Annotated in this window: 15 protein-coding genes and 1 pseudogene; all 16 read right to left on the bottom strand. The window is 69.2% G+C overall.

Annotated elements, in window-relative coordinates; translation table 11 throughout:
• Positions 1-145: 145 nt before the first annotated feature.
• The 16 genes and pseudogenes from OG413_RS41385 to OG413_RS41310 all read right to left on the bottom strand — a co-directional run bounded on the left by OG413_RS41385 (position 146) and on the right by OG413_RS41310 (position 12835).
• Entirely contained in the window at positions 146-274 is a 129-nt protein-coding gene (locus tag OG413_RS41385) for a hypothetical protein (RefSeq protein WP_266814892.1), read from the bottom strand.
• 144 nt (positions 275-418) lie between these two features.
• On the bottom strand, positions 419-682 hold the full coding sequence (locus OG413_RS41380) for a hypothetical protein (protein WP_266814891.1): 264 nt from the start codon (positions 680-682) through the stop codon (positions 419-421).
• Between the two features lie 299 nt (positions 683-981).
• Positions 982-1923 carry a hypothetical protein gene (locus OG413_RS41375; RefSeq protein WP_266814889.1) on the bottom strand — a complete coding sequence of 314 codons (942 nt, stop codon included), beginning with the start codon at positions 1921-1923 and terminating at the stop codon, positions 982-984.
• A gap of 343 nt (positions 1924-2266) precedes the next feature.
• On the bottom strand, positions 2267-3484 hold the full coding sequence (locus OG413_RS41370) for a DNA cytosine methyltransferase (RefSeq protein ID WP_266814888.1): 1218 nt from the start codon (positions 3482-3484) through the stop codon (positions 2267-2269).
• Between the two features lie 228 nt (positions 3485-3712).
• On the bottom strand, positions 3713-4318 hold the full coding sequence (locus tag OG413_RS41365) for a hypothetical protein (RefSeq protein ID WP_266814887.1): 606 nt from the start codon (positions 4316-4318) through the stop codon (positions 3713-3715).
• 270 nt (positions 4319-4588) lie between these two features.
• A complete protein-coding gene (locus OG413_RS41360) occupies positions 4589-5290 on the bottom strand; it encodes a hypothetical protein (protein ID WP_266814885.1) in 702 nt (233 codons plus the stop codon).
• A 212-nt stretch (positions 5291-5502) separates the two neighbouring features.
• Positions 5503-6516, bottom strand: coding sequence for a hypothetical protein (locus OG413_RS41355; RefSeq protein ID WP_266814884.1), 1014 nt, complete (start codon positions 6514-6516; stop codon positions 5503-5505).
• Positions 6517-6718: 202 nt separating this feature from the next.
• Positions 6719-7219 carry a hypothetical protein gene (locus OG413_RS41350; RefSeq protein ID WP_266814882.1) on the bottom strand — a complete coding sequence of 167 codons (501 nt, stop codon included), beginning with the start codon at positions 7217-7219 and terminating at the stop codon, positions 6719-6721.
• A 214-nt stretch (positions 7220-7433) separates the two neighbouring features.
• The gene (locus OG413_RS41345) at positions 7434-7697 is read right to left on the bottom strand and encodes a hypothetical protein (protein ID WP_266814880.1); all 264 of its coding nucleotides are present in this window, start codon (positions 7695-7697) and stop codon (positions 7434-7436) included.
• Positions 7698-7890: 193 nt separating this feature from the next.
• Complete coding sequence (locus OG413_RS41340; protein ID WP_266814879.1) at positions 7891-8274, bottom strand: hypothetical protein; 384 nt, start codon at positions 8272-8274, stop codon at positions 7891-7893.
• 209 nt (positions 8275-8483) lie between these two features.
• The gene (locus OG413_RS41335) at positions 8484-8984 is read right to left on the bottom strand and encodes a hypothetical protein (RefSeq protein WP_266814877.1); all 501 of its coding nucleotides are present in this window, start codon (positions 8982-8984) and stop codon (positions 8484-8486) included.
• 543 nt (positions 8985-9527) lie between these two features.
• Entirely contained in the window at positions 9528-9935 is a 408-nt protein-coding gene (locus OG413_RS41330) for a hypothetical protein (RefSeq protein WP_266814875.1), read from the bottom strand.
• Positions 9936-10108: 173 nt separating this feature from the next.
• Positions 10109-10894, bottom strand: a complete 786-nt coding sequence (locus OG413_RS41325; RefSeq protein ID WP_266814873.1) for a hypothetical protein — start codon at positions 10892-10894, stop codon at positions 10109-10111.
• Positions 10895-11331: 437 nt separating this feature from the next.
• A complete protein-coding gene (locus OG413_RS41320) occupies positions 11332-11712 on the bottom strand; it encodes a hypothetical protein (RefSeq protein ID WP_266814871.1) in 381 nt (126 codons plus the stop codon).
• A gap of 69 nt (positions 11713-11781) precedes the next feature.
• A pseudogene (locus OG413_RS41315) lies at positions 11782-12108 on the bottom strand (HU family DNA-binding protein); the annotation flags it as partial.
• A gap of 118 nt (positions 12109-12226) precedes the next feature.
• Positions 12227-12835: a hypothetical protein gene (locus tag OG413_RS41310; protein WP_266814869.1), complete on the bottom strand. Its 609-nt coding sequence runs from the start codon at positions 12833-12835 to the stop codon at positions 12227-12229.
• Positions 12836-12914: the final 79 nt, after the last annotated feature.

The raw sequence follows: 12914 nt of genomic DNA, 5'->3' as shown, positions 1-12914 counted from the left end.
GCGTCCATACCGCCCGCGCGGAAATGCGCGCTTGCTCCCGGCACCGTGAGCGAGCCGGGGCCGGGGCTGAACGGGAGAGAGAGCGGGGTCGGGAATCAGCGAGGCGGCACCGACCCGACCTGGTCAAGGCCCCCGAGGGCGGCTGTTACCGGCCGCACGCCTCGCACAGCACGGGGCGCTGGCGAGCGGCACACGCGGCTTCCACGTCGTTGGTCTCGACGGCTGCCCACGCGCCGCGCTGGGCGGCTTCGTTGGCGGCGGGTCGCTTGGCCATGAGACGGATCTCCGTTCAGCGGGTTGGTGGTGGGGCACGGTCAGGGGGATGAGGGTGGCGCGGCATCCAGCCGGATCACGGGCGGGCAGCGGGTACAGGGCGGCCGGTCCCCGGCACCACAGGCGGGTGCCGGGGGCGGGCTGGCTAGTTGGTGGGCCAGAGCAAGACGGCGGGCACTGCGTTGTCCGGGGCCTTGTCGTAGTCGTCGGGATCGGCCTGGGCCTGGCGTGCTGCGTCGGTCATATAGCGCTCGCCGCTCCACTCGGTCTCGGCGTGGTACATCGACGGGTCGACTTCGTCGAGCGGCGAGAAGGCGTTGCCTTCTGCGTCCTTGGCGAGGACCACAGTCGTGTCGCCGGGCAGGTGGTCGAGCTCGGCGAGCGCTGTACGGAGTTCGGCGAGTGTCATCAGGGGCTCCGTTTGGAGTGGATGCAGGGTTCGGCCGGGGTGGGAGTCACGGCCGGAGGTCGGGCTCAACGGGGGCGGCAGGAGATAACTGCCTGCTCCTGCGCGGTCCGGTCGCCTCCAGGCACGGGCGTTCGGGCCGGGGCTCACACTCAGGGACGGCGCCGTTAGACCCACAACCCCCGGGGCGGCGGCCGGCGGGCGGCCGTCGAAGCAACGGGGAACGCGGGCACGGCGGCGGTGGGGCTCCGCGACATGAGAGGCCCACTCCGGTCGTCTGGCCGGAGCGGGCATCAAGCTGGTCAGTGAGAGGGCGTGGTCGGGAAGGTGATCCGGTAGAGGGCGGTGGACTTCTCGTCGGGGATGCGCTCCCAGCCGGATGCGGCGAGGTCCTCGGTGGCGGCTTCATCCATGGCCATGCGCAGTACCTCGTCGGCCCAGCCGAGCGTCTCCGTGTCGAAGGGGCCGGTGTCGTCGGCCGTGTCGATTTCGCTGTTTCCGGCGAACACCGCGCACACGCGGGCGAGGTCGGTGAGGTCCACGAGGGCCGACGTGGCCCCGGGCGCCGGGATGCGCAGAATCTGCCCGATCTTGACGCCTGCGGTTCCCAGCGGGGTCTTCGGCTGGCTGTCGCGGGTCAGGCCACACAGGCACTCGGTCTCGTGCCAGTAGGAGTCACTGCCGCACGCACACCACCAAGAGGCGAAGTGCCATGTCCACTCCCATCCACCGATCGAGTACAGGCCCTCGTCGTTGGGGCGGACGATGTTGGCAGCCGTGACGCTGCCTTCGTCCAGGTACTGCCAGCGGATGTGTACGACGACGACACGGCGTGCGCTCCTGCCGGTGACCTTGCGCTTGCGGGCTGCCTTGCGGGCCTGCGGGGTTGCGTTGGTGATCAAGGCGTTCGCGCCTCGGCTCATGGCTCGCCATGGGACATGCACGGCGACGGCCACGTTCTCCTCGCCTTCTTCGCAGTACCGGCTGGGGCCGCCCTCGATGATGTGGACGGTGTCCTGGCTGTCCGCGCGGGCCTCGATGACGTGGATGGTCTCAACGCAGTCGTAGCCATCCTCGTCGGCAAGGCGGAGGGTCTGCGCAGACAGCTCGCGGACTGCGTCCAGGGCGAAATTGGGGCTCAGCCAGCCGTTCCACCGGTTCGCCGGGTTCAGCGTGCAGTCGAGCGGGCCGAGCATGTCGTCGATGCAGACGCGGGTGTTGATCATTTGGCAGGTGTGGTTCACGGGTCCTTCTCTCCGTTCGGATGGATCGCCCTGAGAGCCGCGCCCCCGAGCCAAGGGCTTGGGATCGGCGGCTTCGCTGCTGGGGCGGGGGATGAAAGCTGGGGCCCGGCTGTGGCTGCCAGGCGGCGGCCGTGGGGCCGCCGGGCCGCGCGGGGCGTGACTCCGCTCGACGCGCAGACCGACTGGTGCCGGACGCCGTCGGCACGGAGGGGATCGTGCGGGGCGTTCCGGCCGACCACACGGTGCGGCCGGGCAGAGTTAGGTCCGCAACCCTGGTGCGATGCCGCCGCCCGGGTTGGCGCGGGGCGGCGGCAGGGGCTTGCTATCTCCCGAGGCGGTCAGGTCAGTGGGGAAGGACGGCCTTGACGCGCCGGGCAAGCCAGGCTGCGACGTTGACGGGGACCGCGTTGCCGACCTGGAGGCGCTGGTCTTCCTCATCCCCGCTGAAGATGTGATGGTCGGGGAATCCCTGGGCTCGGGCCTTCTCGCGGATGTTCAGCGGCCGGTACTCGCACTCGTCGATGCTCAACTCGTCGGTCGGGCGTACCAGGTAGTGGTGGCCGCCGCCTTTCGCAGTCAGGGTGCCGATCGGCTCGTCCAGCGAGCTGGCCGAGCAGTGGTTGCGCAGGGTGACGATGAACGGTTTGCCGCAGTACCGCTCCAGGCCGATGGCGACGCGGTCGCGGGTTGCCTGCTCGTAGGGCATGACAGTGCGGTAGAAGTGATTGAAGTAGCCGTCGCCGAACCGTGCGCCGCGCACGCTCGTGTCGATGACCTCGCCGATGCCGCGGGTGATGGGCTCAACAGCCGCTCCACAGCGCGTGTTCGGGCATACGTAGTAATACTGGCGGTTCTTGCGGCCGTACTCGCCGACCTGAAGGTCGGGGTTCTTTTTCCAGTACTGGACGCCTTCGACGGGGCCGCAGGTGGGGCACATCGCGTCGCAGGTTGGCCGAAGATCGGGCAGGCCGTGCGCCTCGGCAATGTCGTTGCGCAGGAAGCACCACACGACTCGGTCCCGTGACTGCGGCAGTGGAGGAATGCCGTCGGCCTTCAGGTGCGCGGCGTTCACCGAAGCGACGGCAGGGGTGTAGCCGAGGGCGTCCCATACGTGTAGCCATGCCTTGAACAGCGGAGAGGTGCCGAATTGTGCGACGTTCTCGCCGACGTAAGCCATGGGGCGGTGGACTTCGGCGTAACGGACGGGCTCCCACATGGTGATGCGGGTTTGCGGCCAGTCCGGGCCCGGCGTCGGGCGGCCGTTCTCGTCGAGCTGCACTGCCTTCCGTGGGGCGGCCTTGCCGCCTGCCGGAGACGCCTCGGTACAGATGGGCGATGCAACCAGGACGTCGGCGGTGGGTACGCAGCGCATGTCGATGGTCTGCACGTCGGCCGAGTTCACGAACAGGCCGGGCCAGTTGGTGCGGGCGGTCTCTACTGAGGCCGGGTGGTGGTTCGCGGCGTACAGGGACAGGTATCCGGAGTCGGTGAAGCCACGCATGTCACCGAGGCCACCGGTGAAGAAGTGCACCGAAGTTGGGCCGTCGAACAGGGCCGTCATCGCAGCATTCCCTTTCCAGAAGCAGGGAGTCGAGTTGCGCGGCCAGGGAGTTGGCCGGGCGGTGACGGCACAATCGAGGCTGGGACGGCAAGCCTCACAACCTGCACCCAGTCGGGCGTCTGCCGGGAGCGCGCCGTCGATCAGGTGTGGGTAGACGTGACAGAGCCCCTGGCGCCACAGGAAGAGCGGGGCGCGAGGGGCTGGGGCGGTTTGTAGTCAACTGTCGTACTAGTGACGGCAGTTCTTGTGGTGGTGCAAGGACAGGCCACAGTGGTCGCCGTTGCCGTCGTAGCTGTCGCACCAGGTACCAGGGATGCCGCGCGGGGGCTGTGTCGTGGCCCGGTACACCTGTCCGAGTTCGATGACTGGCTTGGTCAGCACGATGTGCTGCTCGGTGGGCATCAGCGCCCGGCCATGTCGGCGGCACAGCACACCGGTGCCGTCCGCATGCCGGCCGACGGGTTCAATCACCGTCAGGTGCAGGGTCATGGTGTCGGTGTCGCCCAGCGGTTTGGTGAAGCGCAGCCACTGGCCGGGCGAGAGCGCGCGAGGGTCGGTGACGCGCTCGTAGTCGAGTCCGGCGACGGTGATCGTGGTGCCGTCCGCGAGGGGCTCCACGGCCGCGCAGGGCTGCGGCGGGGGACTGACCGGGTGGTTTGTCACAGGATTGTCACTTGCGTCGTGGACATGGTCGGGCGGACTGAGCTGGAGGAGGAACCGGTCGATGCGCAGCAGGTGCTCGAAGAGATGTCCGCTGCGATCCGCGGGGTCCTGTTGCTCATAGTCTTGGCGCTCGGTGTTCCACAGCTCGCCGTCGTCGACGACAGCACGCATGGAGGCGATCACGTCGGCGGAGACGCCACCGGCGGATGTGGGGGGTCGGTGGGCGTGGTGCCCGGCTCGGTGGTCATACTCAGGTCCTTCTGCGTTGAGTGGTGGTGACGGGCCGGATCGTGCAGAGGCCGGGGGCTAGCACCACAAGGAGGTTCAACGCAGTGGAGAAGGGCGCGCACCAGGTACGCCCCGGTCAGGTCAACGAGCGCGGGCCCCGCCCGTGGCTGAGTGCGCACGGGACGGGGCCGATGGTTGAAGGGCGGTGGGATGTCAGCCCAGGTCGCTCACCTGGGCAAGGGCGACAGACTCGCGATTCCCGTCACTGTGCTGGAGCTCCACGACGGCCATGCCCTTGTCGTTGCGGAGGGTGCGGGTGAGGCGGCCACTTCCGCTCCGGGTGGTGACCTGGGTAGGGGAGTTGGGGCAGAACTCCCAGGGGGTGGTGGGGGTCTCGTCGAGCCATTCAGCTGCCGCCAGGGTCACGTGCTCGTAGTGTGCGGCCAAGCCTTCGACCTGCGGGCAGGAGCAGCGGACGTGGACAACGCACGTGCCGGTGGCTGCGTGGCCGAGGCGGACGGGCGGGACTGGGTCCAGACCGAGTACGTGGATGCGGTTGTACTCGACCTGCCGGGCGTGGTCGCGCCGCCGCTCGGCGAGGGTGCTGAGGGCGTTACGGATGGCGATGTCCTGGTCAGGGGCGGGGGCTCCGAGGATGTGGCGCTGGCCGTTGACGTCGCGAACGGTGAACTCATGCGCTGCGTTGTTGGGGTTGGGAGTGCTGAGGACGGCGTAGACAGCCGTGACGAAACCGATGTGGTCGGGCAGGCCGTCAGGGAAGTTGCCCGGCACCGTGAAGAACTGGCCCTCGTGGCCGAACAGGTCCCGGGCGGTGCGCTGAGAGTCAGAGCGGTGACGAGGCCGGTCGGCGGTGAGGAGTGGGAGATCTCCGGCGTTCAGGTCGGGTGTGGTCATGGTCAGCATCCCTTCTCGTGGTGACCCTGCGTCTCCGCGGGGCGAGAGAACGGTGGCGGGGCAACCGGTTAGCAGGGCAAGGAAACTGGGAGGTTCTGCCGTGGCACGTCGGCCTGAACTGTTGGAGCGGGGTGCATAGAGCCGACGGCACCGGGCCTCGGGCACACCGCGAGGGTGCGCCCGAGGCCCGGTGAGTCGTCGTGTAGATCAGGTCAGTCGGAGATCCCGTAGAGATTCCGATGGGCGGCTGCCGGGTCCAGGTGGGTGGCGATCCGGTTCAGGTGGGTGGCGATGTGCTGCGCCTTGTCCTCGGGGTCCTGCTGGTCGTAGTCGCGCTGCTCTGTAGTCCAGTTGTAAGCGAGGACGTGGCGGATGCTGTCGATGACGTCGGCCGGGACCAGTTGCGGCTCTGCCGCTGGCTTCGGGGTCGGCTCGGCGGGCGGAGGGGTGGTGTGCAGGGTCTCGGTGCCGCGTACATCGACGCTCCAGCCGGCGTCGGTGAGGGTGGCGAAGACGGCGCGGGCGGTCTCTTCGCGGTCGTCGCGGCCAGTGGTGGGCAGGCTGATCACGTCGATCTGGACCCAGTCGGGGCGCCAGGGCACCGGAGCGGGGGCGGTGTAGGAGGGGATGTAGGCCTCGCGGGGGGTGTCAGCTCGGGAGAATCCTGCCTCTTGGAGCAGACGGTCAGCCCGGTCGGAGGTGGTGGCGTTGTCCTGGAGGGCATAGACGACGGAGGCCTGCACGTGGATGGTCCAGCCGCGGGGGTCGACGTCGGACGGGGCGGCGATGTATCCCGCGCGCCGCAGGACGGCAAGGGCGGCGCGCACGCGCACGTCGGAGGCGTATGGGAAGACCACAGTGGTGGCGCTGTCCTCGCCGATGGGGTCATCGTAGAAGCTGGGCTCATCGTAGTTGGCGTAGAAGAAGCCCTCGTCACCTACGGGAAGGCTCTGGAGGGTGAAGTCGGGCAGGGCCGAGAGAATTTCGGCGATGGTGTCGGGGTCCGCGCCGGGCGAGCATACCTGCGGCTGGATGGCGTCCACCTGGTAGCTCGGCCCGTCGGGGTCGATGCCGAGGTCGGCGAACCAATTGGAGAGCCACTCGACGATGTCGCCGCCGTTCCAGCTGCCGTCACTGTCCTCGATGTTCTTGCAGCCGCGGAACAGGCTGGCAATGGCTTCGCCTTCGGTGGTGGTCGGGTCGTACTTGAGGTTGTTCTCGGGCACGGTCGTGTCCTCACATGGCGGTGGGTGTTGGGGCGTCGGCGTGCCGCGGGTTGGTCTGCGGCGGGGCGGTTGCCGGGACCGTGACCGGCAGTGTGGTAAGCCCCGCAACATGCGTCGTGGCGGGGGGATCGGCAGGCGACTGGGAATGGCACCGCCCCGCCTCCGGGGGTGCGGGGGCGGGGCGGCGATGGCGGTCGTTGGGTCAGGTGGCGCTCAGGTCGGCTTCACGGGCGTGGGTGGCAGCGCCTTCGATGTAGGCGCTGGCCAGCTCGGCAGTTGCTGTGCGTTCCTCGGCTGTGGTGTCCTCGGCGCGATCGAGGGTCTCGGCTGCCTGACGGAGGTGGTGGGCGCAGTGGCGGTACTGGGAGGCGGCGGACTTGCCTCCCTTGTCGTCCTGCATGGCGGCGCGAGCGTCGGCGATGGGGGCCAGGACGTCCAGGGGAAGGGTGAGGCCGCCCCCGACCAGGAGGTCGGCGATCTCCCATACTTGGGCGCTGGTTGGGCCCTGGCTCCTCCGGTTAGTGCCTTCCGCTGCGATCGACGCGGCGGGTCCTGGGCGGGCGGGGACGAGTCCGGCGCGCTCGGCGAGCTTCCGCTCCGCTCTGCGGTCGGCGCTGTCGAGTTCCGGTCCGTCGTCTGCCGCCTCGTGTAGCTGGCCTGTGCTCCGGGGCTGGGTGTGGCGACTGCCCTTGGTGTCGGTCACGGTGCTGGTCCTTCCTGCGGTCGATGGCGGCCCGGTCGTTCGGGCCGGGCCGACCGTGGTCGGCTGCGGGGCAACGCGCGCAACCTCGGGTCGGTTCAGGGGGTGAGCGGGGCATGCGCGCCGCCCGCGCCGGAGTCCGGCGCGGGCGGTGTGTTCGTTCGGGGATCGGGACGAGAGCTTGTACTGGGTCTGGCAGTAGGGGCTTTCTGATTGGTCAGGCTCGGGGCCTCGTCCATGGCGTGGTGCCGCGTCGGGTGCAGGTGCCTTCCGTGCGCCAGAGCACGATCAAGGCACCGGCGTCTGCGATCTTTCGGCCGTCGCGGTCCCACAGGCGGGCTTCGGGCTCCTGGATTCCGCCGAGCCAGTTGGACGGCGGGGCCTGGCAAACGCAGGTCCGCAATTCCTCGGCCCCTTCCGCGTTGCGGTACAGGGCGGGCAAGACGTTCGAGAGAATCCAGTCGGCGGCTTCGGGGGTCACGGTCAGTTGCTCCAGTCCTGGGGGTGTGTGGGCTGCGCCGTGCCAAGGCCGGTGGGTGCCCGCGGCGCGGCGTTGTTCGGACCGTGACGTGGCACTGGGCTAGCGGAGCAACGTCAGGAAACGGCGACGGGCCCGCCCAGCCGCGGGTTCGGCGGCGGGACGGGCCTGGACGAAGCCGGCTGGGCGGCCTTGTTCAGCCGCTCTGGTTGAGGCGGTGGAGCTCCGGGAAGTCGCTGCGGATCTGTTCGTGGGCCACGGGCGGAACCTGTGGGAAAACCTGTGGGTAGCGGCGGAGCAAGGCGCGTTCGGCGCGGGTGACTGCGTACAGGAGTTTCAGGGCCTCGTCCCTGCTGGTGATGGGCTCGCTGTAGTGGTCGCTGCTCGTGCCGGAAACGATCCAGCCGGTGGTCCCCTGTCCATCGCTACGGGACGGGTAAAACTGGGCTGCCGCCAGGTCGGGGCCGTCTACGCCATCGCGGTCAGAAGCTGCGACGCGGGTTTCGTAGCGGTTGCGGCCCATCTGAACCCGGACGCAGGTCCCGTCGAACAGCGGAGTGCGCTCGGTGGTGTCGGTCATGATTCCTACTTCGGTGAGGGAGGAGGTCGGGGTGGGTGCCGGGCCTCTCCCGACGCGCGGAGGGGGTGCTGTGCGGGGTGCGACCTGGCAGGACGACGTTGACCGGTCCGGACGTAAGCCGGGCAAGGGCTGGCGGGTGGGCTGCATGCAACGAGCCCGCTCCCAACCGACGCGGCAGGGAACGGGCCCGGAAGCGGTGGAGCTGCCGATCAGAGCGACGGCTCACCATTGGGGTAGTAGGGCGGCTCGCTTCTGCGGGCCTGGTCCTGGTGACTGGTGAAGGTATCGGTGCCGTCGACAGGCCACACAGGCATGATCGACCGGATCGCGCACAGACCATCAAGGTCGCTGGACGGTTCGGCGGGCAGGACCAGGATGTACCGCGTGGGAGAGGGAAGGAATCGCGCCAGGTCGGCAAGGGTGCCGATCGCGTACCACACTCCCGCTCCCCCGGCTCGCTGCAACGTGGCGCACGTGACGACGAGTTCGGAATTGGTGGTGTCGTAAAGCTCGACCACCAACTGGTCCGCCGCGCGTGCGGGCCGGATGAGGTAGCTGGTGATCACGCGCTCACGCTCCCGTGCGAAGCGGCCGTACCGGGCGAGCAGTTCACGACGCTCCCGCTCGTACGGAGTCAGCGGACGGTCTGCGGGGTAGTCGAAGCGGCTTCCGAACGGAACCTGCTCGATGACGGGCTCCTGCTGAGCCATGGTTGTCCTTCCAGGAGAGAGTCGGGGCCCGTCGACGCTCGATGCGGTCTCAAGGGGCCCGTGAAGAGGGCCGCCCGGACGGAGAGGGTGGCGCGTGGTGCGCCGACCTACCGGGCGGGGCACTCGGGGTGCCTGGACGCACCGTGCGGGGCGCGGGGCCTAGCCGGGCAAGGCGACCCGGTGACTGCTTGGCTCAGGTGGAAACGGACAGGGCCCGCCCCGGCCGAGGTACGGCTGGCGCGGGCCTGGGAAGGGGCCGTGGTCGGTGGCGGCGCGATGAGGTCAGAGCGGCGGACGGTTCCGGAGGAGGCCGTGGCAGTGATGGTCATGTCGGGCCGGTGCGAGCCGTGCAGGGTGACCGATCCGGAAGCTGAGTGGATCTCCGGGCAGCAGTTGGCACGGACTTCGCTGGCTGGCGTTCGTGCGAGGGACGAGCCTCCTGCCGAACGCGCACGCCGTGGCACGGATGAGGTTGGGGTGCTGACGCGAGCGGGCCCGCCGGGCCGGTGTCGGCGGGGCGGGCCCGGCGGGGTGGCGGCTCGATCAGACGGCGGCCTTTGAGGGAAGGGAGCCGAGTGCGGCGAGTGCGGCCTCAGTGAGCAGGTCCAGTGCGGCGGCTTCAGCGGTGGACACTTCGAGGCGGGCGCGGGCATCGGCAAGAGCCTGACTGACCTGGGCACGGGTGTAGGTCAGCTCTGCCGGGAGGGCCGGGGTGGTGTGGCCGCACTGGTCGGGTACGCCGGCGGTGTGCACCAGGCGGTCCCAGTCCTCGCCGTCGGGCCAGTGCCCGACGGTGATCGTGCCGTCGGCGTACAGGTCGGCGCCCACATACAGAAGGTCAGGCCGGTCGGCCCGTTCGATGCCGATGGTTGAGGCGTCTCCGTCCGGGATGTCCGGTACGTCGATGGCGGTCAGGATACGGCGCGAGTCATCAGTGATCAGGAACTGCATGAAGTTCTCCAGCGGTCGGGCGCGGTCTCGTGCCGCGCCGGTCTGGCCGACGCTGGTCGAGGCTGGGGCTAGCCCGGCAACCGGCTCGACACCCGATGTCGGCTGGAGGGAAACGAAGGCGGCCCGCCCCGGCCGTGGTGACGGCGCAGGGCGGGCCTGGGGGGGGCAGCAGCTCAGCGGGAGGCGCGGGCCTTCGACTGCTGGCGCTCGCGGCGGGCGGCGGCCTCGGCATCTCGTTGCCGCTGAAGCTCCCCGAATGACGCGGTCAGGTCCTTGCGGGGACGGTTAACAGTCATGCCGACGCGGGGCGGCCCATGTACGGCCAGGAGGTCGGACGCAGCCTGGGACGAGTATCCCGCTGCCTCTAGATCGTCCTGCGTGGGGAACACATCCGCGTCCCGGTCCCGCGTCGGATCGATCAGAATGTCCTCCTTCCCGCCCCGCGAGAAGACGTACTTGAAGTTGGCGGGCGGGTTCGGCTCAACCAGACGGCGAAATAGGGAGACCTCCTTGGTGTACGCGTAGAAGGTCAAGCCCTTCGGTGCGCCACGGATGATCTGGAGCCACATGAGGGTGTAGGACTCGTCGAAGAAATCTCCGGCGTCATGAATCCTGATGTGACCCAACTTGCCCTTTTCGGCGTCGGGTTGGTAGCGAGGGTGCCGGAGTTCGGTGGCCATGCGCTCCTGCCACAGGAGCGGGGTGTCCAGCACCATGCGCAGGTTGCGCAGGTGGCGGGCGCGAGCGGCCGGGAAGCGGATGTATCCGGAGTCTGAGCCCAATGCGTAGCAATGTTTCAAGCAGACCGAGGCGGAGGGGCAGACGTTGACCGGTCGCACGGTGGTGGTTCCGTCTGGGCCTTCGTCCTCAAGGCGTACGGTTCCGGCGGGCAGTGTCCAGTTGAAGATGCCCTGCTTCTTCATTCGTTCGTTCTGCGAGAGCAGCCAGTCGGTGGCCATGATGGGGCACTCCACGAGTCCAGGGATGTCGGATGGGGTGGTGTGCGGTGTAGGAGGCAGTCGGTGAGACAGACCGGCCGCGGGCTACGGTGCTGTCTCGGTGCCATGCCAGCGCCCGAGCCCGTCGCGAAGGCCGGACTCCGGATCAAGGGCCCGGTGTCGGCGGGGAGAAGGCGGTGGGGGGTGGGCTGCGCAACGATCTGTACCGGTCCCCGCTGAGATGGAAGGGACGTGCCCGCGGCGCAGTGAGCCGGTCCAGTGCGCCCACATTCGCTCTCCCGACGGCAAGCCGCGCAACCCCGCCGTCCCAGGGCGGTGAGGGTTGCGGCTTGCCGGTGGTCCGGGCATGGGGTAGGGCCCGCGTCCGGCCGGGTCGACGGCTCGGGGCGGGCCCTGGTGGCCTGTGGAGTGGCCACGTCGCAGGGGAGCGGCCCGTGCTAGTGCTCCTCGGCGCGGCTCGGTGCCTGGGTGCGGGCGAAGCGGTAGCGGTCAACGGGCCAGATCCCGACCGTGTCCGCGTGGTGCAGCAACTCGGCCAGGTCGTCGTCGGGCTCACGGGGCAGGAGCAGTGCGCGATCAGGGTGGGTGTCCATGAACCGGGTGAGGTCCTGGAGTTCGCCCAGGGCGGACCAGATGGCGGTGCGCGCCAGCGTCGGACGGACGGCGAGGAGTTCGTTGCGGGCCGTGTCGTGGTGGGTGAACAGCTCGGTGAGTGCCCCCGCCGGCCGAACGCGGTAGTGGACGTCAACCCCACGCTGCCGTCTGTTCCTGGCAGCACCGCTGTCCGGGGATCGCCTGACAGCCGTGGTTGACGGCAAAGGCCCCGGCGCCCCCGGTCAGGAGACCGGTGGCGCCGGGGCGGTGGGCGACAGCTAGGCGGCGGGGGTCAGGCTGCCCTTGGGGGCCTTCTTCGCAGCGAGCGTGTTCTTCCTGAGCTTCTTCGAGCCGGAGACGAGGTCCTTGAAGCCCTGGCCCGCGCGGAAGCGGGGCACCGAGGTTTTCTTGACACGTACGCGCTCGCCCGTCTGGGGGTTCCGGGCGTAGCGGGCCGGACGGTCGACCTTCTCGAACGAGCCGAAGCCGGTGACCGAGACCCGGTCGCCCGCGACCACCGCGCGGACGATCGCGTCGAGTACCGCATCGACCGCGTCCGCGGCCTGCTGGCGGCCGCCCACCTTGTCGGAGATGGCCTCGATCAGATGAGCCTTGTTCATGGAGAGTTCCCGTCGTGGATTGTGTCAACGTGGTTGGAGCAAGGGGGCGTTGGGGGCCCCTCTGATGAGACTGTGCGGCGCGGCATAGTTAGTTCCGCAACCCTGATCAGCGGGCGGCTCAAGCGGCGGGGCCGAAGCGTTCGGGGTGCAGGAGTCGGATAGCGGTGATCAGTGTCTTGTTCTCGTCGGGACGCAGCGGCCCCTGCGCAAGGAGGTAGTCCAGGCCTTCCGGTTCGGATCGGGCGTGCACCTGGTGGGCAGTGCCGGACTGCCATTCGTCGGATTCGGAGACGAGGTAGCTGAAGAGGGCGTCGGCTGTCACATCTTCGAGTAGAGGGCCGTCCTGTTCGTCGTAGTCGCCGTTCTCGGCGGCGACCTCGTCGGGGTCTGACGGGTCGGTCAGCAGCAGGCCGAGTGCCTCACGCAGTTCGTCGTCGAGGCGGAGGGAATAGGCACTTTCTGTGGAGTCGATGAGGTGCACGACGGTCGGGCCGGGTTGCGTTCCTGGGGCCGTGACCTGCCCCGTCCAGGACAAGGCCAAGGGCGCGGGTGCCGTCCCGTCGGTCAGGGTGGCCTCCAGTTGTTCGCGCAGGATGGCGAGGACAGCGTCGTTCCTGCCGCCCTGGTCAGACATGGCAGTGGTGCAGCGGTCGAGGAAGTCGGTGAGGAGTTCTCGGTCGTGGGCGGCCATCTTCGCGCTGCTGGCGAGGGGTGCGTTCAATGCCATGGGGGTCCCTCCAGGGACTCGTGGTGAGTGGCCCGGGACGGGATGGTGGCCCGGGAGGCGCACCGTGCCGTGGCAATCG

The organism is Streptomyces sp. NBC_01433 (genome assembly GCF_026340105.1).
In the GTDB taxonomy this organism is placed as follows: Bacteria; Actinomycetota; Actinomycetes; order Streptomycetales; family Streptomycetaceae; genus Streptomyces.
Note: the sequence above shows the minus strand (reverse complement) of the source record. Positions and strands in the feature narration are given on the sequence as shown.